This window comes from Agromyces sp. NPDC058126, assembly GCF_042884595.1.
Lineage (GTDB): Bacteria > Actinomycetota > Actinomycetes > Actinomycetales > Microbacteriaceae > Agromyces.
Window position 1 is genome coordinate 1,045,102 of record NZ_JBHVTS010000001.1, and the last position, 22,419, is coordinate 1,067,520.

A 22,419-nucleotide genomic window follows, 5' to 3' on the forward strand; every position below is an offset into this window, starting at 1 on the left:
GAACATCGGAAGTATCCACTGGGGGCAGGCCGGATTTACGGAGATTCTTGCACATCCGTCGAAGGTTGACAGCCGAGACATCCGATGTTTATGCTCATCACGCCCCACGAAAGGACGTCATGAGCACGATCGTCAGCGTTGATACCCGGGACATCCGATTCCCGACCTCCCTCGAACTCGACGGGTCGGATGCGATGAACCCCGACCCCGACTACTCGGCGGCGTACCTCGTGATCCGCACGGACGCCGCCGACGAGCTCGCCGGGCACGCCTTCGTGTTCACCATCGGCCGGGGCAACGACGTGCAGGTCGCCGCGCTCGACGCACTCCGCGGGCACCTCCTCGGCCGCGACGTCGAGGAGCTCCTCGACGACATGGGGGCGACGTGGCGCCTGCTCGCCCACGACTCGCAGCTGCGCTGGCTCGGCCCCGAGAAGGGCGTCATGCACATGGCGATCGGCGCGGCGCTGAACGCCCTGTGGGACCTCAAGGCCAAGCGCGCCGGGCTGCCCCTCTGGCAGCTGCTGGCAAGCCTCAGCCCCGAAGAGCTCGTCTCGCTCGTCGACTTCCGCTACATCTCCGACGCCGTGACCCCGGCCGAGGCGCTCGAGCTCTTCCGCGCCGCCGAGCCGGGCCGCGCCGAGCGCACCGCGAAGCTGCTCGAGGTCGGCTACCCCGCCTACACGACGACGCCGGGCTGGCTCGGGTACTCCGACGAGAAGCTCGAGCGGCTCTGCCGCGAGGCCGTCGCCGACGGCTACCCGCAGATCAAGCTCAAGGTGGGCGCCTCGCTCGACGACGACGTGCGCCGGCTCGGCATCGCCCGCGCGGCCGTCGGGGCCGGCTTCCCGATCGCGATCGACGCGAACCAGCGCTGGGGCGTCGACGAGGCGATCGAGTGGGTGCGCGCGCTCGCCGGGTTCGACCTCGCCTGGATCGAGGAGCCGACGAGCCCCGACGACATCCTCGGCCACGCGTCCATCGCCCGCGGCGTCGCGCCCGTGCGCGTCGCGACCGGCGAGCACGTGCAGAATCGCATCGTGTTCAAGCAGCTCCTGCAGGCCGGCGGCATGGCGGTCATGCAGATCGACGCCGCGCGCGTCGGCGGCGTCAACGAGAACCTCGCCAACCTGCTGCTCGCGGCCAAGTACGGCGTGCCCGTCTGCCCCCACGCGGGCGGCGTGGGCCTCTGCGAAGCGGTGCAGCATCTCTCGATGTTCGACTTCGTCGCCCTGTCGGGCACGATGGACGGACGCATGATCGAGTTCGTCGACCACCTCCATGAGCACTTCGTCACCCCGGCGGTCGTCGAGCGCGGCCGTTACCTCACGCCGACCGCGCCCGGCGCGGGCACCGAGATGCACGAGGCCTCGATCGAGCGCTACACCTGGCGCGGCGCGCATGTGACCGAGGTGCCCGCGTGAGTGCCGCGGCGTCCGTCCCCGGGGCGGTCGGGCTCGGCCGGCTCGGCTTCGGCGCCGCATCCATCGGCAACCTCTACCGGGAGGTCTCGGATGCCGACGCCGAGGCCGCGCTCGGAGCGGCGTGGGCCGGAGGCATCCGTTACTACGACACGGCGCCCCACTACGGGCTCGGACTCTCCGAGCGACGACTGGGCGAGTTCCTCCGCAGCCGTCCACGCGACGAGTACCTCGTGTCGACCAAGGTCGGCCGGGTCCTCGAGCCGAACCCCGACTACTCGGGCGGCGACGATCTCGCCTTCGAGTACGCCGTGCCGAACCGCCTGGTGCGCCGCTTCGATCCGAGCGAGGCCGGCGTTCGCCGGAGCCTCGAGGAGTCGCTCGAACGGCTCGGGCTCGATCGCGTCGACATCGCCTACCTCCACGACCCCGACGTGTACGACCTCGACCGGGGGATCGCCGAGGGCCTGCCCGCGCTGGCGAAGCTGCGCGACGAGGGCGTCGTCGGCGCCATCGGCATCGGCACGAACAGCGCGGATGCCGCGGCGCGCGCCGTCCGCGAGGGCGACCTCGACCTCGTCATGATCGCGGGCCGGTATACCCTCCTCGAGCAGCCGGCGCTCGCCGAGCTGCTCCCGTTGTGCGAGGAGCGGGGCGTCGGCGTCGTCGCCGTCGGGGTGTTCAACTCGGGCCTGCTCGCGACCGCCTCGCCCGACGCGGGGGCGCGCTACGACTACACGGCGGTCCCGCCGGACGTGCTCGCCCGCGCCCGGCGACTGGCCGAGGCGTGCGAGGCAGAGGGCGTCGAACTGCCGGTCGCCGCGATCCAGTACCCGCTGCGGCACCCGGCCGTCCGCTCGGTCGTCGTGGGCTCGGCACGCGCGACGAGCGTCGAGCAGAATCTCGCCCGCATGGGCGAGCCGCTGCCCGAGGCGTTCTGGACGAGACTCGCCGAACAGGGGCTCCTCCCGTGACCGGCCGGCCCCGCACGATCGACGCGCACCTCCATCTCTGGGACCGGGCGTTGAGCGAGTACCGGTGGATCACTCCCGAGCTCGGGCCGCTCCACGCGGACTTCGGCCCCGCGGAGGCGCGCGCCGAACTCGACGCGGCCGGCATCGACGGGGCGATCCTCGTGCAGGCCGAGGACTCCGCGGCCGACACCCGGTTCATGCTCGACGTCGCCGCGACCAACGACTGGGTGCTCGGCGTCGTCGGCTGGGTGCCGCTCGACGACACGCGTTCGGCGTTCACCGCGCTCGACGCGCTCGCGGGCGAACGCCGCCTCCGCGGCATCCGCCACCTCGTGCACGACGATCCTCGCGACGAGTTCCTCGAACTGCCGGCGGTCCGCGCGTCGCTCGCCGAAGTCGCAGCCCGGGGCCTCGCGTTCGACGTCCCCGATGCCTGGCCGCGTCATCTCGGCGCGGCGCGGCGGCTCGCCGAGGCGCTGCCCGAGCTGACGGTCGTGATCGACCACCTCGCCAAGCCGCCCGTGGGCGGCGGCGACTTCGCGGCGTGGGAGCGCGAGTTCACCGCGGTCGCGGCGCTGCCGAACACGGTCGTGAAGTTCTCGGGGCTCCACCTGCCCGGCGTCGCCTTCGGGACCGCCACGGTGCGACCGCTCTGGGAGCTGGCGATCGAGCGATTCACGCCCGATCGGGTGATGTACGGTGGCGACTGGCCGATGACGGTGCCGCACGGGGGCTATCAGCCCACCTGGCGCGTCATGCGCGAGTGCCTCGACGATCTCGACCCCGCCGAGCGCGACGCGGTACTCGGCGGCACCGCAGAGCGGGTGTATCGCCTTGAATAATCAGATGTATCGGCGTGCATTAGGCCGGAAATGTAACTATCGCGCCTGACAAGGGCTGAAACATCGGATGAGTAGTACACTCATTCACATCTCAAGGAAGAGAGGCACCACGTGCTCACCGGCATCCACCCGATTCTCCACGGCGAGCTGCTCGCCGCGCTCGATCGGCTCGGGCACGGCGACGAACTCGTCGTCGCCGATGCGAACTTCCCGGCGCACCGGCTCGGGGCGACCGTGATCGAACTTCCGGGCCTCGCCGCCGCGAGCATCGTCCAGGCCATCCGCACCGTCGTCCCCGCCGACCTCTACGAAGGCGCCTCGGTGCTGCTCATGACCGCCGAGGGCGGCGAGCGGCCGCCCGTCCAGCACGAGCTCGTCGCCGCCGCGGCGGTGCCGGCCGATCGGGTCGAGGAGCTCGAGCGCTTCGCGTTCTACGACCGTGCGAGCGGCGCCCGGCTGGTCGTGCGGAGCGGGGAGCTGCGCCCCTACGGCAACGTGATCCTCCGCAAGGGCGTCGTGAACGCCTCCGAGCCCCGCGAGGCCGCACAGTGACCGGCACCCCGGCGCTCCTCCAGGTCGAGGGCGTCAGCAAGGGATTCCCGGGCGTCCAGGCGCTCGACGACGTGCAGCTCGAGCTGCGCCACGGCGAGGTGCTCGCGCTCGTCGGCGAGAACGGCGCCGGCAAGTCGACGCTCATGAAGCTGCTGGCCGGCATCTACACGCCCGATGCGGGTACCTTCCGGCTCAACGGGCGCGAGCTGTCGATCGAGGGCCCGCGCCACGCGCAGGAGCTCGGCATCTCGATCATCCACCAGGAGTTCAACCTGATGCCCGACCTCACGGTCGCGCAGAACATCTTCATCGGCCGCGAACACCGCCAGGCCGGCCTGTTCCTCGACGACCGGGCGCTCAACCGTCGGGCGCAGGAGCTCTTCGACCGCCTCGGCCTCGCGCTCGACCCGGCCGAGCGCGTCGAGCAGCTGACGGTCGCCCGCCAGCAGATGGTCGAGATCGCGAAGGCGCTGTCCTTCGACGCCAAGGTGCTGATCATGGACGAGCCGACGGCCGCGCTGAACGACGCCGAGGTCGACGTGCTGTTCGAGCTGATCGAGCGGTTCCGCACCCCCGAGACCGGCGTCATCTACATCTCCCACCGTATGGAGGAGCTCGCCCGCATCTCCGATCGCATCAGCGTGCTGCGCGACGGCCGGTACGTCGGCACCCGGGTCACCGCCGAGACCGCACCGAGCGAGATCATCTCGCTCATGGTCGGCCGCGAGATCTCGGGCGAGCAGCGCCCCGCTCCTCGCACGCCCGCGGGCGAGCCGGTGCTCTCAGTCCGAGGCCTCACGACCCGGCACCTGCTGCGCGACGTGAGCTTCGACGTCCACCCCGGCGAGATCCTCGGCTTCGCCGGTCTCATGGGCGCCGGCCGCACCGAGGTCGCCCGCGCGATCGTCGGCGCCGACCGCCGCGAGTCGGGCGAGGTGCTCGTGCGCGGGCGCGCCGTGTCGATCTCGAGCCCCGCCGAGGCGGCCGCGCTCGGCATCGGTTACCTCTCAGAAGACCGCAAGCAGCTCGGCGTGCTGCTCGAACGCAGCGTGCGCGAGAACATCGTGCTCTCCTCCCTGCGCGACTACGCCTCCCGAGCGGGCTTCGTGCGCGACGGGCGCATCGAGGCGACGGGACGCGAGTACGTCGAGAAGCTCCGCATCAAGACGCCCTCGACGGCGCAGCTCGTGCGCAACCTCTCCGGCGGCAACCAGCAGAAGGTCGTCATCGCGAAGTGGCTCGTGAAGGACTGCGACGTGCTCATCTTCGACGAGCCGACCCGCGGCATCGACGTCGGCGCGAAGGAGGAGATCTACGCGCTCCTCCGTCGGCTCGCCGACGAGGGCAAGGCGATCGTCATGATCTCGTCCGAACTGCCCGAGGTGCTGCGACTCTCCGACCGCATCGCCGTCATGGCCGAGGGGCGGCTCACCGCCGTGCTCGACAACGCCGAGGCCACCCAGGAGAACCTCATGGACTACGCAACCCGATTCTCAAGCGAAGGAACGATCGCACGATGAGCCCGACCACGACGAAGCCGGAATCCGGCAGCCCCGACGCCGCGACGACGCCGTCGACGAGCGCCTACGCCGCGATCGAGGCCGGCAAGCCCCGCTTCGCCTGGCTGCGCGGATCGCTGCAGCAGCTGCTCGCCTTCGCGAGCCTCATCGTCATCGTGGCGGTGTTCTCGTTCGCGAGCCCCCACTTCTTCACCGCGAACAACCTCGTCTCCATCCTGACGGCGGCGACCGTGACCGGCATCCTCGCGCTCGGCACGACCTTCGTCATCATCACCGGCGGCATCGACCTCTCGATCGGCACGGGCATGGTGCTCTGCGGGGTCATGGCGGGCGTCTTCCTCACCTACCTGGGCTGGCCGCTCTGGCTCGGGGTGACGGCGACGATCCTCTTCGGCGCACTCATCGGCCTCATCAACGGGGTGAACGTCTCGGTGCTCGGCATCCCGCCGTTCATCGCCACCCTGGGCATGATGCTGATCGCCGCGGGCCTCTCGCTCGTGATCTCGGGCACGAAGCCGATCTACTTCACCGAGACGCCCGACTTCCAGTCGATCATGAACCTCTCGATCATCCCCGGCATGCGGTTCCCGCTCGGGGTGGCGATCTTCATCGTCATGATCATCGTCGCGGCCGTGCTGCTCTCGAAGACGATCCTCGGCCGCTACACCTTCTCGATCGGCTCGAATGAGGCGGCCACCGCGCTCTCCGGCGTGAACGTCCGTCGCTGGAAGATCACCATCTACACCCTCGCCGGGCTCTTCGTCGGCCTCGCAGGCGTCCTCAGCGCCTCCCGGCTCTCGTCGGCGCAGCCGACGGGCGGCATGGGACTCGAGCTCGAGGCGATCGCCGCGGTCGTCATCGGCGGCACCTCGCTCCAGGGCGGCAAGGGCTCGATCGTCGGCACCGTCATCGGCGCGCTCATCATGGCCGTGCTCACGAACGGCCTGCGCATCATCTCGGTGCCCCAGGAATGGCAGTCGGTCGCGGTCGGCGTCGTCATCCTGGTCGCCGTCTACCTCGACATGCTCCGGCGCCGCCGCGGCTGATCGGGGTCTCGGCGCGACATCCGCACCGTCTCCGCACCCACCCTGCACCACACCGACTCAGCACCACCCCGTCCCCAACCCAGCACCACCGCACCACCAACACCAAGGAGTGAGCATGTTCAAGAAGCGCACGATGGGCGCCGTCGTCGGCGCCGTCGCCGCCGCCCTCATCCTCGCCGGCTGCGCCAGCGACGGCGGAGACCAGGGCTCGGGCGGCGACGCGAGCGGCGACAAGCCGTACGTCGCCCTCGTCTCGAAGGGATTCCAGCACCAGTTCTGGCAGGCCGTGAAGACGGGCGCCGAGCAGGCGGCCGAGGAGTTCGACGTCGAGATCACCTTCGAGGGCCCCGACACCGAGGCCGACGTCGACCAGCAGATCCAGATGCTGCAGACCGCGCTCGACAAGAGCCCGGCCGCGATCGGCTTCGCCGCGCTCGACAGCCAGGCCGCGGGCCCGCTGCTGCAGCAGGCGAAGGACGCGAACATCCCGGTGATCGCCTTCGACTCCGGCGTCGACAGCGACATCCCGCTGACCACCGCAGCGACCGACAACCTCGCCGCGGCCGCCGAGGCCGCGAAGCACATGGCCGACGCCGTCGGCCACGAGGGCAAGGTCGCCCTCGTCGTGCACGACCAGACCTCGGTCACCGGCCAGCAGCGTCGTGACGGCTTCGTCGACTACATGGAGGAGAACGAGCCGAACATCGAGATCGTCGACATCCAGTACGGCGGCGGCGACCAGGCGAAGTCGGCCGACCTCGCCAAGGCGATCATCGCGGCGCACCCCGACCTCAAGGGCATCTACGGCTCGAACGAGGGCTCGGCGATCGGCGTCGTGCAGGCCGTCAAGGAGCTCGGCATCGACGCCTCGACGCTCGCCGTCGTCGGCTTCGACTCGGGCAAGGCCCAGATGGACGCGATCCGCGACGGGCTCATGACCGGCGCGATCACGCAGAACCCGATCGGCATCGGCTACGAGACGGTCAAGGCCGCGGTCGAGGCGATCGACGGCAAGGAGCTGCCGAAGACGATCGACACCGGCTTCTACTGGTACGACGCGACGAACATCGACGACGAGGAGATCCAGGCCGTCCTCTACGAGTGACGGTCGGATGACTCGGGGGCGTCGGCTTCGGCCGGCGCCCCTTCGCCGTGCCCGTCCGGCGGCACCGCGGGCGGGGTGCGATCAGCGGTTCAGAGCGCCGAACGGAGCCACTGCTCGACGCCGCTGACGTGCACGACGGTGAGCGCCGACGCGAGCTCGGCGTCGCCGGCGGCGATCGCGTCGAGGATCGCGTGATGCTCCTGGAGGGTGCGCTCGACCGCACTCTCCTGGGTGATGCCGCGCCAGATGCGCGCACGAACCGTGTGGCTCGAGAGCGAGTCGATGAGGCTCGCGAGGTACCCGTTGCCGGTGGCGTCCGCGATGCCGCGGTGGAACTCGAGGTCGTGGTCGACGAGGCTCTCGACGTCGGCGGCGTGGTCGACGCCCGCGACGGACTCGCGAAGGCGTTCGAGCTCGGCCTCGCCCGCGTGGCGCGCCGCCAGCGACGCGGCGGCCGGCTCGAGGATGCGGCGGACGGCGAAGATCTCGAGGATCGAGTGGTCGTCGTGCAGGTCGACGACGAACGACATGGCCTCGAGCAGCAGTCTCGGCTCGAGACTCGTGACGTAGGTGCCGTCGCCGCGTCGCACGTCGAGCACTCGGATGACCTCGAGCGCCTTCACCGCCTCGCGCAGCGAGGAGCGCGAGAGGCCGAGCCGCTCGCTGAGCTCCTTCTCGGGCGGGAGCCGGTCGCCCGGCGCCAGTTCGCCCGAGAGGATCATCTCTTTGATGCGCAGGATCGCTTCGTCGGTGACGGCCATGCCCGAATCGTATCGCGCCGAGGCGGAGACATCAGATCTCTGCGGCGGCGGCGCGCCACAGGTGCATCGACGCGTAGCTGCGCCACGGCGCCCACCGTGCGCCGAGCTCGTCGAGTGCCGGCGCGGTGGCGGGCAGGCCGAGTCGCCCCGCGCCCGCTCGCAGCGCGAGATCGCTCGTGAGCAGCACGTCGGGGGCGCGGGTGACCCGCATGGCGACGTAGCCGGCCGTCCACGGGCCGATGCCGGGGATGTGGACGAGGTCGCGCACGAGCTCGCCGCGATCGCGGTCTGCCGAGACCACGAGCTCGCCGGTGGCGAGCCGCTCGGCGACGTCGACGATCGTGCGGATGCGGGCGGCCGGGCCGCGGAGCACCTCGCCACCGCGGGCGGCGATCGCGGCGGCCGTCGGGAACAGTCGCACGAGCCGGTCGGGGCGGCGCTCGACGCCGGCCGGGCCGTCGACGACCGCCGCGCCACCGCCGGCGTCGCCGCCAAACGACAGCGGCTCGCCGAGGTCGGCCGCGAGGCGGGTGAGCGCGGTGCGCGCCGCCTTCACCGAGATCTGCTGGCCGATGAGCGCCCGGAACACGAGCTCGTGGGGGTCGAGGGCGCCCGGCACGCGGATGCCGGGGGTCGCCGAGACCGAGGCGGCGAGCGCGGGGTCGGCCGCGAGCATCTCGTCGATCGCGACCGCATCCGCATCGAGGTCGAAGAGCCGCCGTACGCGGGCGACGAGCGGCGGCAGGTCGGCGAGGCTCGCGAGCCGGGCCTCGACCTCGATGGCGGGCGAGCGGTCGTCGGGGCTCGGCGCGAAAGCGACGACGGCAGGGCCTGACGGCAGCCGCAGCGTGCGGGCGTAGTGGTCGGGGCCCGCCGACTCGACGCCGTCGACCGCGCGGGCCGCCAGCCACCCGAAGACGCCCGCGGCGTCGAACGGGGCGCGCGCGGGCAGGCGCAGTCGCACCACCCCGTCGCCCGCACGTTCGCGCCGCTCGCCGAGGCGCGCCGCCGCCCGGAGCTCGAGGGGGCTGCGCTCGTACACCTCGCGGATGGTGTCGTTGAACTGGCGGATGCTGCCGAAGCCCGAGGCGAACGCGACGTCGGCCGCGGGCATCGACGTCGAGGTGAGCAGTGCGCGCGCGGTCTGGGCGCGGTGGGCCCTGGCGAGTGCGAGCGGACCCGCGCCGAGCTCGGCGGTGAGCACGCGGGTGAGGTGCCGGGTCGTGTAGCCGAGGTGGGCCGCGAGACCCGGCACGCCCTCGCGCTCGACGACGCCGTCGGCGATGAGGCGCATCGCACGGGCGGCGAGGTCGTCGCGCAGGTCCCACTCGGGGGAGCCGGGTACTGCATCGGGCAGGCACCGCTTGCAGGCCCGGAGGCCCGCCTCGTGCGCGGCGGCGGCGGTGAGGTAGAAGCTCACGTTCTGGGCCTTCGGTGACACCGCGGGGCAGCTTGGGCGGCAGTAGATGCCGGTCGAGTGCACCCCCGTGATGAACTGTCCGTCGAACCGGGCGTCGCGCGCCCGCATGGCCCGATACCGTTCGGCGAAGACGGGGTCGGCGAGCGGATCGGTGCGGAGGGCTTCGGCGGGCATGACCCCAGCCTCGCACGCCCCGCCGACATCGACTGGCGGAAATCGGACTCGGCCCGCGTGGCTAGGGTGGAGGGATGTCGCACGTCGTCGCCCAGCTGCAAGAAGCCCTCGGGGCCTCCGTCTCACTCGACCCCGACACCCTCGAGGCGACCCGCGAAGACCGCTCGGGGTGGCGCAGCGCGACGCCCCCGCTCGCGGTGGTGCACGCTGCTTCGGTCGACGAGGTGCAGCAGGTCATGCGCATCGCGCACGCGAGCGGCACCCCCGTCGTGCCGCGCGGCGCGGGCACCGGTCTCGCGGGCGGGGCGATCGCGAGCCCGGGCGCGATCGTGCTCGACCTCTCGCGCATGAACCGCATCCTCGAGATCTCCGAAGCCGACGAGCTCGCCGTCGTGGAGCCCGGCGTACTCAACGGCGACCTCAACGACGCGCTCGAGCCCCTCGGACTCTGGTTCGCGCCCGACCCCGCCAGCCGGGCGATCGCCTCGGTCGGCGGCAACATCGCGACGAACGCCGGCGGCCTGCTCTGCGCCAAGTACGGCGTGACCCGCGAGGCCGTGCTCGGCGTCGCGGTCGTGCTCGCCGACGGCCGGCTCCTCCGGCTCGGCCACCGCACGGTCAAGGGGGTGACCGGGTACGACCTCACGGCGCTCTTCACCGGCTCCGAGGGCACGCTCGGCATCATCGTCGAGGCGACGGTGCGCGTGCGCCCGATCACCTCGGGCACCACGGTCACCGTCGCGGCTGCGTTCGCCGACGTGACCGCCGCTGCCGCCGCGTGCGCCGCCGTCACGGCCGACCGCATCCGGCCTGCCATCCTCGAGCTCATGGATGCCGGCGTCGTCGCCCGGGTCGCCGCGTTCCTCGGCGACGAGGCGCTCGCCGGCACGCCGCTCGAGCAGGTGCTGCCCGGCGAGACGTTCCTCATCGCGCAGACCGACGACGCCGGCGCCGCCGCCGAGGCCGCGCGCGTCGCCGAGCTCTTCGCCGAGGCCGGCGGCCGGGTCACCCTCTCGACCGATGCGGCGACCGGCGAGCGCCTCCTCGACCTCCGGCGGGCGATGCACCCCGCACTCGCCGCGAGCGGGCAGGTGCTCATCGAGGACGTCGCGGTGCCGCGCTCGAAGCTGCCCGAGATGTTCCGCGCCATCGACGAGATCGCGGCCCGACACGGCGTCGAGATCCCGACGATCGCCCACGCGGGCGACGGCAACCTGCACCCGAACTTCGTGTTCACGGGCGACGAGGTGCCCGCGCACATCTGGCAGGCCGCCGACGAGATGTTCCGCGCGGCGGTCGCGCTCGGCGGCACGCTCACGGGCGAGCACGGCGTCGGGGTGCTCAAGCGGCGATGGCTCGCCGAGGAGCTCGGCGACGATGTCTTCGAGCTCCAGCGCGGCATCAAGGCGGTCTTCGACCCGACGGGCATCCTGAACCCGGGGGTCATGTTCGAGGCATCCGCACCGACCGCTCGCTAGGCTGCACGCGTGAGCCACCTCGCCCCAGGGCCGTCCCCGTATCCCGTCGCGCCGCAGCCCGTCGCCGCGGCGCCCGCGTGGGCCGAGCCGGTGCGGGGCCGCAGCGGCAGCGGCAGCGTGTTCGCGATCATCGGGATCGTGATCGGCGGGCTCGTCGGCCTCCTCGTGGTCGCGTACCTCGCGCTCGCGCTCGGGGCCTCGGTGCTCGCGATCGGCTCGCTGCTCGCCCTCGTGCCGCTCGCCGGCGTCCTGCTCGCGGTGCGGTGGGTCGACCGCTGGGAGCCCGAGCCCCGCGGCGCACTCTGGTTCGCGTTCCTCTGGGGCGCCGCCGTCTCGGTCGCGATCGCGCTCATCGTCGATCTCGGCGTCGAGCTCGCGGTCGCCTACACACAACCCGGCGGCGCGGCCGACGAGGTCGTGCGTACCGTCGTGCAGGCCCCCATCGTCGAGGAGCTCGCGAAGGGCCTCGGCGTGCTGCTCGTCTTCGCCTTCGCCCGCTGGCAGTTCGACGGCCCGCTCGACGGCCTGGTGTACGCGGCGGTGGTCGCGGCCGGCTTCGCCTTCACCGAGAACATCATCTACTTCGGATCGGCCCTTATCGAGGGCGGCGCCGAGAGCCTCGGGGCGACCTTCGTGGTGCGCGGCATCTTCTCGCCCTTCGCGCACGTGCTGTTCACCGCGTGCACCGGCCTCTGCATCGGCATCGGCGCGCGGCGCGGCGGGGGAGCGGGCGTCATCGGCTGGTTCTTCCTCGGGCTCGCGGGTGCGATCGCACTGCACGCCCTCTGGAACGGCTCGCTCGCCTTCGGCGACGACGCGATCGGGCTCTACATCACCGTGCAGGTGCCGATCTTCGTCGCGGCCGTCCTGCTCACCCTGTACCTCCGCCGCCAGGAGGTGCGGGTCACCCGCCGTCGCCTGGCCGAGTACGCGGGCGTCGGCTGGTTCAGCCACGCCGAGGTCGAGCTCCTCGCGACCCCGGCGGGCCGCAGGCAGGCGAAGGCGTGGGCGCGCTCGCAGCATCCGCCGCGCACCGCGACGATGAAGCGGCTCATCGCAGATGCCACGCACCTCGCCTTCGCCCGGCAGCGCATCGCGACGGGGCAGGGCGGAGCGGTCGCGGCGGCCGACGAGCAGGCGCTGCTGGCCTCGATCGTCGCCGGACGGCAGGCGCTGCTCCGCTGATCGCGGGCTCGACCAAACTGGCCCGCATCCCGCTCGACGACGATCGGAGACGGCATGCCCGGCACCGCGCTCCCGCAGCCCGATCCGGGCGCGCCCGACGGCGTCGGCGTCCGATCGGGCACGCTCCGCGACCGCCTGCTCGACGCGCAGCAGCGCGCGATCGACACGGGCAGTGTGCCGCTGAGCCTCCGACCGCTCGTCCGCGCATCCTGGGAGCGAGCCATTCGCGGCGCCGTCGACCCCGACCGCGCCCTGCCCCGGCTCGAGGCGGACGAGCAGGAGTTCCTCGACTACCGGGCCGGGCATGCGCTCGCGCAGGTGATGCCGGTCGTCCGACGGTTGCTCGTCGACGGCGCGCACGACGCCGGCCTCATCGTCGCCGTCGGCGACGAGCACGGCCGTCTGCTCTGGGTCGAGGGCGATGCGGCCCTCCGCCATCGGGCGGAGGACATGCTGTTCGTCCCGGGCGCCGACTGGTCGGAGCCGGTCGTCGGCACGAGCGCACCGGGCACCGCCCTCGCGCTCGACCGCGCCATCCAGATCCGCGGGGCCGAGCACTTCAACCGCATCGTGCACCCCTGGAGCTGCACCGCAGCACCCGTGCACGACCCGGCGACGGGGCTCGTGCTCGGCGTCATCGACATCACCGGCACCGACCATGCGGTGGCACCGCACACGCTCGGGCTCGTCTCGGCCACGGTCGCCGCGGTCGAGGCGGAGCTCAAGATCGCGAGCCTCGAGTCGGCGGTGCAGGCGACGCTCCGGCGCTCGCGCATGGCGAGCATCGGCGGTTCGCGCACTCCGCGGCGGGCGCGCACCCCGCTGTCGGTGCTCGGTCCGCGTCGCCCGAGGCTCGGAGCGCTCGACCTGAGCCCACGGCATGCTGAGATCCTGACGCTCCTCGCGTGGCATCCCGCTGGACTCGGCACCGAACGCCTCGCCGCCCTCGTCTACGAGTCCGAGGGGTCGCCCGTCACCCTGCGCGCCGAGCTCGTGCGCCTCCGTCGCGTGCTCGAGGCCGCGGGGGAGCCGCCGCTCGAGTCACGACCGTACCGGCTCGGGCGCGAGCTCGAGCTCGACGCCGCCGTCATCGTGCGCCTGCTCGCGCAGGGCTCGTTGCGCCGCGCGGTGGAGAAGTACGTCGGCCAGGTGCTGCCGGCGTCGACGGCGCCCGGCATCGTCGAGCTGCGCGTGGAACTCGCGGGCCGGGTGCGCGAATCGATGCTGGCGGATGCCTCGGCGGAACTCCTTGCCGCGTTCGCCGAGCGCGAGGAGTGCCGCTACGACGTCGAGCTGTGGCGCACGCTCCTCGAACTGCTGCCGCCGCGTTCGCCACGGCGCGCCTCGGTGGTCGCCCATCTCGAGCGCATCGAGGCCGCACTGCGCTGACGCCGCGGTCGCGCCGGGCCGGTGCTCGCCGGTGCAACGTGGTTGCAACCTTCGGGCAACCGCACCGCAACGCGCCCGCGCGTACGGTGACGTCGTCCCGTTCAGGGGCATCCGACAACGACGTCAAGGAGAGACACGATGACCGTGTACGCCGCGCCCGGAACCCCCGGTGCCCTCATCGACTTCAAGCCCCGCTACGAGCACTTCATCGGCGGCGAGTGGGTGAAGCCCGCGGGCGGCGCCTACTTCGAGAACATCTCGCCCGTGAACGGCAGACCCTTCACCGAGGTCGCCCGCGGCACGGCGGCCGACATCGACGCCGCACTTGATGCCGCGCACAAGGCCGCACCAGCGTGGGGCCGCACGAGTGCTGCGCATCGCGCCGGCATCCTGAATGCGATCGCCGACCGCATCGACCGGAATCGCGAGGCGCTCGCGGTCGCCGAGACGTGGGACAACGGCAAGTCGATCCGCGAGCCGCTCAACGCCGACCTGCCGCTCGCGAGCGACCACTTCCGGTACTTCGCGAGCCTGATCCGCGCCCAGGAGGGCAGCTTCACCCAGCTCGACGAGGAGACCGTCGCGTACCACTTCCAGGAGCCCCTCGGCGTGGTCGGCCAGATCATCCCCTGGAACTTCCCGCTGCTCATGGCCGTGTGGAAGCTCGCACCCGCGCTCGCCGCGGGCAACGCCGTCGTGCTGAAGCCCGCCGAGCAGACGCCGACCTCGATCCTCGTGCTCGTCGAGCTCATCGCCGACCTGCTGCCGGCCGGCGTCCTCAACGTCGTCAACGGCTTCGGCGTCGAGGCCGGCAAACCGCTCGCCTCGTCCGACCGCATCCGCAAGATCGCGTTCACGGGGGAGACGACGACCGGCCGCCTCATCCTGCAGTACGCGTCGAACAACATCATCCCGTCGACCGTCGAGCTCGGCGGCAAGAGCCCGAACATCGTGTTCGAGTCGGTTGCCGACCGGCGGGACTCCTTCTACGACAAGGCGCTCGAGGGCTTCAGCCTCTTCGCCTTCAACCAGGGCGAGGTCTGCACGTGCCCGAGCCGGTCGCTCATCCAGAAGTCGATCTACGACACGTTCCTCGACGACGCGATCGAGCGCACGAAGCAGGCGAAGCAGGGCAATCCGCTCGACACCGAGACGCAGGTCGGCGCGCAGGCGTCGAACGACCAGCTCGAGAAGATCCTGAGCTACATCGACATCGGCAAGCAGGAGGGTGCGAAGCTGCTGCTCGGCGGCGAGCGCGCCGACCTCGGCGGGGATCTCAGCGGCGGCTACTACGTTCAGCCCACGATCTTCGAGGGCCAGAACCGCATGCGACTGTTCCAGGAGGAGATCTTCGGTCCCGTCGTCGCCGTCACGAGCTTCACCGACTACGACGATGCGATCTCGATCGCGAACGACACCCTCTACGGCCTCGGCGCGGGAGTCTGGAGCCGCAACGGCAACGAGGCCTACCGGGCGGGTCGCGACATCCAGGCCGGCCGGGTCTGGGTGAACAACTACCACGCGTACCCGGCGGGCGCCGCCTTCGGCGGGTACAAGTCGTCCGGCATCGGCCGCGAGAACAACAAGCTCGCGCTCGACCACTACCAGCAGACGAAGAACCTCCTCGTCAGCTACAACGAGAACCCGCTCGGGTTCTTCTGATCGGAGCAGGAGATGTCCCTCGAGGCGATGGCCGGCCGCGTGGTCGCGTCGATCACGATCGCGGGGGAGGCGTCGCCGCGGGTCGAACTCGCACCCGCGGCGACCGGCCTGCTCCGCCGGCTGTGGGCTCAGCACGGCCCGCTGATGTTCCACCAGTCGGGCGGATGCTGCGACGGCAGTTCTCCGATGTGCTACCCGGCGGGGGAGTTCCTGACGAGCGCGGCGGACGTGCTCCTCGGCGAACTCGACTTGGGCCCGAGCCCCGATCCGCTCGGCCCGCAGGAGCGCATCGTGCCGTTCTGGATGTCGGCCGAGCAGTTCGGCTACTGGCGTCACACGCACCTCACCGTGGACGTAGTGCCGGGGCGCGGGAGCGGGTTCTCCCTCGAGGCCCCCGAGGGTGTGCGCTTCCTCATCAGATCGCGGCTGATGGGGGAATGAGACTCACCACAGGGCGGCGGAGCACGCCTGTTCCGCTTCGGTCGCGGACACCGTGCGGGATGCCGCGACGGGCTGCCGCGACACGAAGAAACTCGCCGCCCTGTGGTGTGGCACTGCCGACATCTCTACGGGGCGACGAGTTCTCGGATTCCAGAGTGCAACGTGTTCGCAGTCAGCGCAAGAGGGGGGTGGACGGTTGTCCGCGATTGCGAGGGCGCCGCGAACCTGTTCAACTTGACGCATGACCGATACGAACAGCAAGCCCGAGATCGACGCCCCCGAGGGCCCGGCTCCCGCAGACCTCATCATCGAGGACATCGTCGTGGGCGACGGCGCCGAGGCGACCGCCGGCTCGACGGTCGACGTGCACTACCTCGGCGTCGAGTACGACAGCGGCGAGGAGTTCGACTCCTCGTGGGGTCGCGGCCAGTCCATCAACTTCCCGCTCGCGGCGCTCATCTCCGGTTGGCAGGAGGGCATCCCCGGCATGAAGGTCGGTGGCCGTCGCAAGCTCACCGTCCCCCCGCACAAGGCCTACGGCCCCGCGGGCGGCGGGCACCAGCTCTCGGGCAAGACCTTGATCTTCGTGATCGACCTGCTCGGCGTCAGCTGACCCACACCGATTCACCGGAGGCCGGTGGGCGCGAGCCCGCCGGCCTTCGTCGTGCGTGGGCTACGATTCGGGGGTGCTGCCCGCCTTCGCCCCCTACCTCCTGGTCTCCGCACTCCACCTCGTGCTGCAGTACGTCGGCCCGGCCTGGAGCGTGACGGCGACGAAGACGCTGCTGATGCCGCTCCTCGCCCTCGCGGTCCTCATCCTCGTGCCCCGGGTGCGCGCCGCAGCGCCGCTCCTCCTGCTCGGCGGCATCGCCTTCTCGTGGGGCGGCGACGTCCTCCTCACCTTCCCCGGCGACGGGTGGTTCGCCGCCGGGCTGACGTCGTTCCTCCTCGCGCACGTCGTCTACATCGTGCTGTTCCTGCGGCTGCCCCGAGCGCGCCGCCGTCCGCCGGCCTGGTCGACCGTCTACTGGGCCTGGGTGGTCGTCATGCTCGTCGTGCTGCTGCCGCACGCCGGCATGCTGGCCGTGCCGATCACGCTCTACGCGGTCGCGATCGGCCTGATGGCGACGACCGCGTCGACGCAGGGCGGATGGGTCGCCCTCGGCGGTGCGTTCTTCGTCGTCTCCGACTCGGTGCTCGCGCTCGGCCGGTTCCTGCCCGGGTACGAGTTCGCCGCGCATGACTTCGTGGTGATGTCGACCTACCTCGCCGCGCAGGGCCTCATCGCGTGGGGGGTCGTCGCGAGGCTCCGTACGGATCGCTCCGCTTCGGATCCGTCGTCTCCTGCACCCGATCGACGAGCTGACGCCACGGCCCGGTGAGCTGGCGCTCCGCGAGGGTCGCCTCGTTCGGTTCGCAGCGGATCCGGTAGACGAACCGGTCGGGCTCGGCCGGCACCGGCATCGGCTCGTCCCACGGGATCTCGTCGATGAGGATGTACCACTCGTCGGGGTCGGGTTGCTCGTCGACCCGCACCTCCCAGGTGAGGCGCGTGCCGGCGAGGCCGCCGCTGCGCTGCACGATGACATCCATCGTGCTGGATGCTACTCCGCTGCGTCACCCTCCGCCTGTGCGTCGAGCACGCCGACGCTCTGCCAGCCGTGCAGCACGGCGCGGGCCTCTCGCGATTCGGCGCCGAAACGCGATTCGGCGCTCCGCACGGTCTCGGCCGCGAACTCGGCGAAGGTGGCGTCACGGCCGAGCCGCCCCGAGATGAGCGTGTCGTACCAGATGCGCCCCACGTGCTCCCAGGCGAAGCCGTCGAGCTCGCGGGCGGCCAGTGCGAACGCCCGGTTCGGGATGCCGGAGTTCAGGTGCACGCCGCCGTTGTCGTCGTCGGTGTCGATGTAGTCGCGCATGTGCCCGGGCTGCGGGTCGCGGCCGAGCACGTCGTCGTCGTAGGCGGTGCCGGGTTCGAGCATCGAGCGGAGCGCCCGCCCCTCGACCTCGTCGGTGAAGATGCCCTCGCCGATGAGCCAGGTGGCGGCGCCCGCGTCCTGGCCGAGCGCGTACTGCTCGACGAGCGCGCCGAACGCGTCGGAGACGTGCTCGTTGAGCGCTCCGGACTGCCCCTGGTAGCGCAGCCCGGCGGTGTGCTCGGTGACGCCGTGGGCGAGCTCGTGCCCGATGACGCTCAGCGAGTCGGTGAAGCCGCGGAACACCTCGCCGTCGCCGTCGCCGAACACCATGCGCTCGCCGTCCCAGAAGGCGTTGTCGTAGTGGCGGCCGAAGTGCACGGTCGCCTCGAGCGGCATGCCCGCCCCGTCGATCGAGTCGCGGCCGAACACGCGGTCGAAGAGCCGGTGGGTGTCGCCGAGGCCGTCGTACGCGTCGTCGACCGAGGGGTCGCCGGTCGCGGGCTCGCCCTCGCGGCGTACGAGGCGCCCAGGCAGGGTCTCGCGGCCCCCGGCGTCGGAGATGCGGCGGTCGGGCATCGACGGGGCGTCGGGCAGCACCGCGGGCAGATCGTCGTCGTGCAGCGGCGGCATCACCGGCGGCGCTCCGCGGAGCGCTCGACGGGGCGCGTCGTGCAGCAGCGAGCGCCGGGCCGCCTCGGCGGCGAGCGGGAACCGATCGGCGCCCGCGTCGGCGATGCGATCGAGCAGGTAGGGAGGGACGATCTGTCGCATGCCTCATCGTGGCATCCGCCGCCGACTACGTCGAGGTCCTGCTGGCGCGCCCGAAGGACCGGGAGCGCGCCCCGACCGCCCGGATAGGCTGTTCGCGTGACCGCCGTTCCCTTCCTCGCGCTCCTGCTCGACGTCGACGGACCCATCGCGAGCCCGGTCACCCGGTCGATCGCGATCCCGTCGATCGCCCGCGATCTCGCGGCGCTCGCCAACGCCGGCAACCCGGTGATCTTCAACACGGGCCGCTCCGACGCGTTCATCGCCGCCGAGGTCGTGCCGCCGCTCCTCGCGGCGGGGCTCGAGCCCGGCGCGCCGGTCTGGGCGATCTGCGAGAAGGGGGCGGTCTGGGCCGAGATCGGCGTGGGCGGACTAGGCGAGGTGTTCGTCGACCTCGACCTCGCGATGCCCGCCGACTTCGCCGCCGACATGCGCGCCTACGTCGAGTCGCATTTCGACGAGTTCGCGTTCTTCGACGACACGAAGCGGGCCATGGTCTCCGTCGAGCAGCACGTGCACGTGGCATCCGACGCGTACCTCGAGGCGCAGCCTCGATTCGACGCCCACGCGCACGAATCGCTCGCCGCGCGCGGCTTCGGCACGGTGCGCGAGGGCGAGGCGCGTCCGGATGACACGGGGCGCGTGCACTGGCGCATCGACCCGACGATCATCTCCACCGACGTCGAATCGGTCAGGCTCGGCAAGGACCTCGGCGCGGCGCGGGCCGTCGAGCTGCTCGAGGCGCGAGGCATCCGCCCGCAGCACTGGCGCACGATGGGCGACTCGCGCGGCGACTACCGCATGGCCGACTGGCTGCACGAGCGCGGTGAACGGGTTCGCCACGTCGACGTGCGGCCCGCCGAGGGCATCCCGGCCACAGGCTACCCGGTGCTCACCGCGGGTGAGCTGATCCACGACGAGGCCGGCGCGCTGTTCCTCGCTCGCTGGGTGCGTGCCGCCCGCCTCGGCGAGCTCGGCGACGACGAGTAGGCCGCGAATGCCGGTGCCGCGGAAGGACGACGGTCACGCGCCGGGCGCGGGCACCGAGGCATCCCTCGAGCCGTCGACGCCGAGGACGCACCCGATCGCGCTCCTGCCGGCGCTCCTCGTCTGCGGGGCCGCGGTGGCCCTCTTCGGATTCATGGTGCCGATCGCGGGCTACGCGATGCTCGCGGCGGGGCTCGTCGCGGCCTGGCTCTGCGACAGATCGGGGCGCACCGAGCGCCTCCTCGCCGACCTCGCGCTCATCGCCGTGGGGCAGGTCATCATCTCGACGGTCTCGCTGAAGGCCGACCTCAGCGACGCCGGCATGCTGCGCTTCGCGGTCGTGCTCGGGCTGGCGGTGCTCGTGCCGTTCCTCATCTCGCGGTTCCTGTACCGCGAGCGCACGATCCGCTTCCCGTGGCGCACGGGCCGGCGGTGGAACCGCACGCAGTGGCTCTACCTGATCTTCGTGACGCTCGCGGGCTGGCTCATCCTGCCCTTCTACTTCATCAGCTCGGGCGCCTACCTGAACTGGCCGACGGTGACCGAGCCCGACACGATCGCGCGCCTGTTCGTCGGCGTCGCCGCCGTCGGCACGTGGGACGAGCTGTTCTTCATCTGCACGGTGTTCGTGCTGCTGCGCCGGCACTTCCCGAGCTGGCAGGCGAACCTCCTGCAGTCGATCGTGTTCGTGTCGTTCCTCTGGGAGCTCGGCTACCAGTCGTGGGGTCCGCTGCTGACCATCCCGTTCGCGCTCATCCAGGGCTACACGTTCAAGCTCACGAAGTCGCTCGGCTACGTCTTCACCGTGCACATGCTCTTCGACGCGGTCGTGTTCGCCGTCATCGTGTACGCGCACACGGGGTGGCCGGCGATCTTCCCCTTCGCACCGCAGCCGTAGTCGCCTACTTCAGCTGGCCTCGGACCTCGCCGCCCGGGAAGGTCGGCGTGTGCACGTTGAGGTAGTACGCCTTGGGCGTGGCCTCGATCGCATCGAGCAGTGCTGGGGCGGCGGGCACGCAGTCGTCGACGACGAAGCTCGTCGCAACGGGGACGACGATCGGGATCACGACCGGACCGGCGACGTTGCGGGGTCCGATGTGCACATGTGCGGCGACGGCACCGGCCGTGAGCCCCTCGACCTCGAGGGTGTAGCAGAACTCGTCGCCGACGATGTCGTAGGCCAGGAACCCGTGGGCGCCTCCGGTGGCGCCGGTGGTCTGCGACTCCTGCTCGTTGTTCAGCGGGATCGCCGGGGTGCCGGGCGGCTTCGCCTGGGCGGCACCGGCGCCGCCGAGGGCGAGTGCGGCTACTGCGGCGAGGGCGAGTGCGGCGAGACGGGTCCGTCGAGTCGTGAGCATGATAGAACCTCACATTCTTCGGGATGGTTCGCACGCTACGCCGAGTGCGTCGGGTCCTCAAGGGGGTTCCTCGGGCCCTCGACTCAGCGCCCCTCGACCTCCGCGCCGTGCTCGCCGAGCCATGCGAGCAGCACGGCGGCGTGGTTGGTGTGCTCGTCGCGGGCGCCGTACAGGAGCGTCACGCGCTCGTGCTCGCCGCCGAGGGCGAGGAGGGCCTCGGCGGCCGGGCTCTCGTCGAGCTCAGCCCGGTAGCGCCCGGCGAAGTGATCGAAGTCGCCGAGCCAGTCGGCGGCATGGTGCCATTCGGTGCGCAGCTCGGGGGAGGGGGCGACCTCCTTGTCCCACAGGTCGAGCTCGGCGCGCTCCTTGCTGACGCCCCGCGGCCACAGCCGGTCGACGAGCACCCGGAACCCGTCGCCCGGTTCGGCGGGCTCGTACACGCGCTTGATGACGAAGACCATGGCTCCAGTCTGGTGGCCGACGTCCGGTGAGACAACGGATGCCCCGTGCGCGGGGAACTCGCACGGGGCATCCGTTCTCGACGCGGCGACGGTCACGTCGCCGTCGTGGCGGCGCCGATCAGATCGCCGACCAGCCGCCGTCGGAGGCGAGCACGACGCCGGAGACGTTCGCCGAGTCGTCGGAGAGCAGCCAGGTGATCGCCGCGGCGAGCTGCTCGGGCTCGGCGGGCACGAGCGCGAGGGCGCCGAGCACCGGGCCGAGCACCTTGCCTGCGTGCTCCGACTTGAAGGGGGCCTCGATGTTCGTCTTCACGCCGCCGGGGGCGACCGCGTTCACGCGGATGCCCGAGCCCGAGTACATGACCGAGGTGTTCTTCGTGAAGCCGACGACCGCGTGCTTCGAGGTCGTGTAGGCCGCACCGGCCGAGGCGCCGCGCAGGCCCGCCTCGCTCGTGACGTTGACGATCGAGCCCGAGCCCTGCTCGAGCATCTTCGGCAGCACGGCGCGCGTGAGTCGCATGACCGCGGTGACGTTGACGTTCATGACCCGCTCCCAGGTGGCGTCGTCGACCTCGGCGGCCGGCAGGAACGCGTCCATGATGCCGGCGACGTTCGCGAGCACGTCGACCTTCTCGCCCGCGGCGGCGACGAGCGCCTGCACGTTCTCCTCGACGGTGATGTCGCCCGCGACCGCCACGATGTCGAGCTCGGGGTGCTCGGCGACGAGGGCGTCGAGCCGCTCCTTCGAGACGTCGGCGGCGATGACGCGCGCGCCCTCGGAGGCGAGCCGCACGGTGGTCGCGAGGCCGATGCCCGAGCCGGCGCCGGTCACGATCGCGGTCTTGCCGTCGAAGCGTCCGGGGGTGATGACGGTGTTCATTGCTGCTCCTCAGGGGGATGAGTGCGGCGTCGTGGCATACGCGGCGTCGCGGTGGTTCGCCGGTCGGATTTCGACC

General features: G+C 71.6%; 23 protein-coding genes. 16 read left to right on the forward strand and 7 right to left on the reverse strand.

All coding sequences use genetic code 11. The features are described from left to right. Positions 1-119: 119 nt before the first annotated feature. From ACFVTR_RS04620 to ACFVTR_RS04650, 7 genes are all read left to right on the forward strand, one after another. The gene (locus ACFVTR_RS04620; protein WP_387035155.1) at positions 120-1,424 is read left to right on the forward strand and encodes an L-fuconate dehydratase; all 1,305 of its coding nucleotides are present in this window, start codon (positions 120-122) and stop codon (positions 1,422-1,424) included. Then, positions 1,421-2,395, forward strand: coding sequence for an aldo/keto reductase (locus ACFVTR_RS04625; protein WP_387035157.1), 975 nt, complete (start codon positions 1,421-1,423; stop codon positions 2,393-2,395). Before ACFVTR_RS04620 ends, ACFVTR_RS04625 begins: the two co-directional genes overlap by 4 nt. Beyond that, positions 2,392-3,237, forward strand: coding sequence for an amidohydrolase family protein (locus tag ACFVTR_RS04630; protein ID WP_387035159.1), 846 nt, complete (start codon positions 2,392-2,394; stop codon positions 3,235-3,237). The genes ACFVTR_RS04625 and ACFVTR_RS04630 overlap by 4 nt, the downstream gene beginning before the upstream one ends. Positions 3,238-3,348: 111 nt before the next feature. After that, positions 3,349-3,789, forward strand: coding sequence for an RbsD/FucU family protein (locus ACFVTR_RS04635; protein ID WP_387035161.1), 441 nt, complete (start codon positions 3,349-3,351; stop codon positions 3,787-3,789). Continuing rightward, positions 3,786-5,309, forward strand: a complete 1,524-nt coding sequence (locus tag ACFVTR_RS04640; RefSeq protein ID WP_387035163.1) for a sugar ABC transporter ATP-binding protein — start codon at positions 3,786-3,788, stop codon at positions 5,307-5,309. The genes ACFVTR_RS04635 and ACFVTR_RS04640 overlap by 4 nt, the downstream gene beginning before the upstream one ends. Then, positions 5,306-6,355, forward strand: a complete 1,050-nt coding sequence (locus tag ACFVTR_RS04645) for an ABC transporter permease (RefSeq protein ID WP_376940854.1) — start codon at positions 5,306-5,308, stop codon at positions 6,353-6,355. The genes ACFVTR_RS04640 and ACFVTR_RS04645 overlap by 4 nt, the downstream gene beginning before the upstream one ends. Before the next feature lie 115 nt (positions 6,356-6,470). Further along, a complete protein-coding gene (locus ACFVTR_RS04650) occupies positions 6,471-7,460 on the forward strand; it encodes an ABC transporter substrate-binding protein (protein WP_376940853.1) in 990 nt (329 codons plus the stop codon). 89 nt (positions 7,461-7,549) lie between these two features. Here ACFVTR_RS04650 and ACFVTR_RS04655 read toward each other — a convergent pair whose 3' ends face one another. Continuing rightward, positions 7,550-8,221 (reverse strand): FadR/GntR family transcriptional regulator, encoded by a 672-nt coding sequence (locus tag ACFVTR_RS04655; protein ID WP_376940852.1) that lies wholly within the window; start codon positions 8,219-8,221, stop codon positions 7,550-7,552. Positions 8,222-8,252: 31 nt separating this feature from the next. After that, positions 8,253-9,815 carry a DNA-3-methyladenine glycosylase 2 family protein gene (locus ACFVTR_RS04660; RefSeq protein ID WP_387035166.1) on the reverse strand — a complete coding sequence of 521 codons (1,563 nt, stop codon included), beginning with the start codon at positions 9,813-9,815 and terminating at the stop codon, positions 8,253-8,255. A gap of 74 nt (positions 9,816-9,889) precedes the next feature. Between ACFVTR_RS04660 and ACFVTR_RS04665 the strand changes: the two genes are divergently transcribed. The 7 genes from ACFVTR_RS04665 to ACFVTR_RS04695 all read left to right on the forward strand — a co-directional run bounded on the left by ACFVTR_RS04665 (position 9,890) and on the right by ACFVTR_RS04695 (position 17,352). Further along, positions 9,890-11,293 (forward strand): FAD-binding oxidoreductase, encoded by a 1,404-nt coding sequence (locus tag ACFVTR_RS04665; protein WP_387035168.1) that lies wholly within the window; start codon positions 9,890-9,892, stop codon positions 11,291-11,293. A 9-nt stretch (positions 11,294-11,302) separates the two neighbouring features. Continuing rightward, the gene (locus tag ACFVTR_RS04670; RefSeq protein WP_387035170.1) at positions 11,303-12,478 is read left to right on the forward strand and encodes a PrsW family intramembrane metalloprotease; all 1,176 of its coding nucleotides are present in this window, start codon (positions 11,303-11,305) and stop codon (positions 12,476-12,478) included. A gap of 54 nt (positions 12,479-12,532) precedes the next feature. Continuing rightward, positions 12,533-13,867, forward strand: a complete 1,335-nt coding sequence (locus ACFVTR_RS04675) for a GAF domain-containing protein (protein ID WP_387035172.1) — start codon at positions 12,533-12,535, stop codon at positions 13,865-13,867. A 138-nt stretch (positions 13,868-14,005) separates the two neighbouring features. Further along, on the forward strand, positions 14,006-15,529 hold the full coding sequence (locus ACFVTR_RS04680) for an aldehyde dehydrogenase family protein (protein WP_387035174.1): 1,524 nt from the start codon (positions 14,006-14,008) through the stop codon (positions 15,527-15,529). 12 nt (positions 15,530-15,541) lie between these two features. Then, positions 15,542-15,970, forward strand: a complete 429-nt coding sequence (locus ACFVTR_RS04685) for a DUF779 domain-containing protein (protein WP_387035177.1) — start codon at positions 15,542-15,544, stop codon at positions 15,968-15,970. A gap of 241 nt (positions 15,971-16,211) precedes the next feature. After that, entirely contained in the window at positions 16,212-16,583 is a 372-nt protein-coding gene (locus tag ACFVTR_RS04690; protein WP_157422654.1) for an FKBP-type peptidyl-prolyl cis-trans isomerase, read from the forward strand. A gap of 73 nt (positions 16,584-16,656) precedes the next feature. Then, positions 16,657-17,352 carry a lysoplasmalogenase gene (locus tag ACFVTR_RS04695; protein WP_387035179.1) on the forward strand — a complete coding sequence of 232 codons (696 nt, stop codon included), beginning with the start codon at positions 16,657-16,659 and terminating at the stop codon, positions 17,350-17,352. Here ACFVTR_RS04695 and ACFVTR_RS04700 read toward each other — a convergent pair. Then, the gene (locus ACFVTR_RS04700) at positions 17,252-17,563 is read right to left on the reverse strand and encodes a protealysin inhibitor emfourin (RefSeq protein WP_387035181.1); all 312 of its coding nucleotides are present in this window, start codon (positions 17,561-17,563) and stop codon (positions 17,252-17,254) included. The two genes, ACFVTR_RS04695 and ACFVTR_RS04700, sit on opposite strands and share 101 nt — an antisense overlap. An 11-nt stretch (positions 17,564-17,574) precedes the next feature. Beyond that, positions 17,575-18,660, reverse strand: a complete 1,086-nt coding sequence (locus ACFVTR_RS04705; protein WP_387035183.1) for a M4 family metallopeptidase — start codon at positions 18,658-18,660, stop codon at positions 17,575-17,577. A gap of 96 nt (positions 18,661-18,756) precedes the next feature. Between ACFVTR_RS04705 and ACFVTR_RS04710 the strand changes: the two genes are divergently transcribed. Together ACFVTR_RS04710 and ACFVTR_RS04715 are read left to right on the forward strand one after the other, a co-directional pair. Continuing rightward, entirely contained in the window at positions 18,757-19,647 is an 891-nt protein-coding gene (locus ACFVTR_RS04710; RefSeq protein WP_387035185.1) for a hypothetical protein, read from the forward strand. Positions 19,648-19,654: 7 nt separating this feature from the next. Continuing rightward, entirely contained in the window at positions 19,655-20,542 is an 888-nt protein-coding gene (locus ACFVTR_RS04715; protein WP_387035187.1) for a CPBP family intramembrane glutamic endopeptidase, read from the forward strand. A 4-nt stretch (positions 20,543-20,546) separates the two neighbouring features. Here the strand turns inward: ACFVTR_RS04715 and ACFVTR_RS04720 are convergent, their stop codons facing one another. From ACFVTR_RS04720 to ACFVTR_RS04730, 3 genes are all read right to left on the reverse strand, one after another. Next, positions 20,547-21,002, reverse strand: a complete 456-nt coding sequence (locus ACFVTR_RS04720; RefSeq protein WP_387035189.1) for a CHRD domain-containing protein — start codon at positions 21,000-21,002, stop codon at positions 20,547-20,549. A gap of 83 nt (positions 21,003-21,085) precedes the next feature. Beyond that, on the reverse strand, positions 21,086-21,463 hold the full coding sequence (locus tag ACFVTR_RS04725; protein WP_387035191.1) for a DUF488 domain-containing protein: 378 nt from the start codon (positions 21,461-21,463) through the stop codon (positions 21,086-21,088). A 118-nt stretch (positions 21,464-21,581) separates the two neighbouring features. Further along, positions 21,582-22,343: an SDR family NAD(P)-dependent oxidoreductase gene (locus tag ACFVTR_RS04730; RefSeq protein WP_387035193.1), complete on the reverse strand. Its 762-nt coding sequence runs from the start codon at positions 22,341-22,343 to the stop codon at positions 21,582-21,584. Positions 22,344-22,419: the final 76 nt, after the last annotated feature.

What these genes read in the sequence shown, in the direction of transcription:
- ACFVTR_RS04730 (WP_387035193.1), bottom strand. Translation starts at nt 22,343, where the DNA reads ATGAACACCGTCATCACCCCCGGACGCTTCGACGGCAAGACCGCGATC.
- ACFVTR_RS04645 (WP_376940854.1), top strand. Translation starts at nt 5,306, where the DNA reads ATGAGCCCGACCACGACGAAGCCGGAATCCGGCAGCCCCGACGCCGCG.
- ACFVTR_RS04720 (WP_387035189.1), bottom strand. Translation starts at nt 21,002, where the DNA reads ATGCTCACGACTCGACGGACCCGTCTCGCCGCACTCGCCCTCGCCGCA.
- ACFVTR_RS04690 (WP_157422654.1), top strand. Translation starts at nt 16,212, where the DNA reads ATGACCGATACGAACAGCAAGCCCGAGATCGACGCCCCCGAGGGCCCG.
- ACFVTR_RS04660 (WP_387035166.1), bottom strand. Translation starts at nt 9,815, where the DNA reads ATGCCCGCCGAAGCCCTCCGCACCGATCCGCTCGCCGACCCCGTCTTC.
- ACFVTR_RS04675 (WP_387035172.1), top strand. Translation starts at nt 12,533, where the DNA reads ATGCCCGGCACCGCGCTCCCGCAGCCCGATCCGGGCGCGCCCGACGGC.
- ACFVTR_RS04680 (WP_387035174.1), top strand. Translation starts at nt 14,006, where the DNA reads ATGACCGTGTACGCCGCGCCCGGAACCCCCGGTGCCCTCATCGACTTC.
- ACFVTR_RS04685 (WP_387035177.1), top strand. Translation starts at nt 15,542, where the DNA reads ATGTCCCTCGAGGCGATGGCCGGCCGCGTGGTCGCGTCGATCACGATC.
- ACFVTR_RS04705 (WP_387035183.1), bottom strand. Translation starts at nt 18,660, where the DNA reads ATGCGACAGATCGTCCCTCCCTACCTGCTCGATCGCATCGCCGACGCG.
- ACFVTR_RS04620 (WP_387035155.1), top strand. Translation starts at nt 120, where the DNA reads ATGAGCACGATCGTCAGCGTTGATACCCGGGACATCCGATTCCCGACC.
- ACFVTR_RS04715 (WP_387035187.1), top strand. Translation starts at nt 19,655, where the DNA reads ATGCCGGTGCCGCGGAAGGACGACGGTCACGCGCCGGGCGCGGGCACC.
- ACFVTR_RS04725 (WP_387035191.1), bottom strand. Translation starts at nt 21,463, where the DNA reads ATGGTCTTCGTCATCAAGCGCGTGTACGAGCCCGCCGAACCGGGCGAC.
- ACFVTR_RS04655 (WP_376940852.1), bottom strand. Translation starts at nt 8,221, where the DNA reads ATGGCCGTCACCGACGAAGCGATCCTGCGCATCAAAGAGATGATCCTC.
- ACFVTR_RS04650 (WP_376940853.1), top strand. Translation starts at nt 6,471, where the DNA reads ATGTTCAAGAAGCGCACGATGGGCGCCGTCGTCGGCGCCGTCGCCGCC.
- ACFVTR_RS04665 (WP_387035168.1), top strand. Translation starts at nt 9,890, where the DNA reads ATGTCGCACGTCGTCGCCCAGCTGCAAGAAGCCCTCGGGGCCTCCGTC.
- ACFVTR_RS04700 (WP_387035181.1), bottom strand. Translation starts at nt 17,563, where the DNA reads ATGGATGTCATCGTGCAGCGCAGCGGCGGCCTCGCCGGCACGCGCCTC.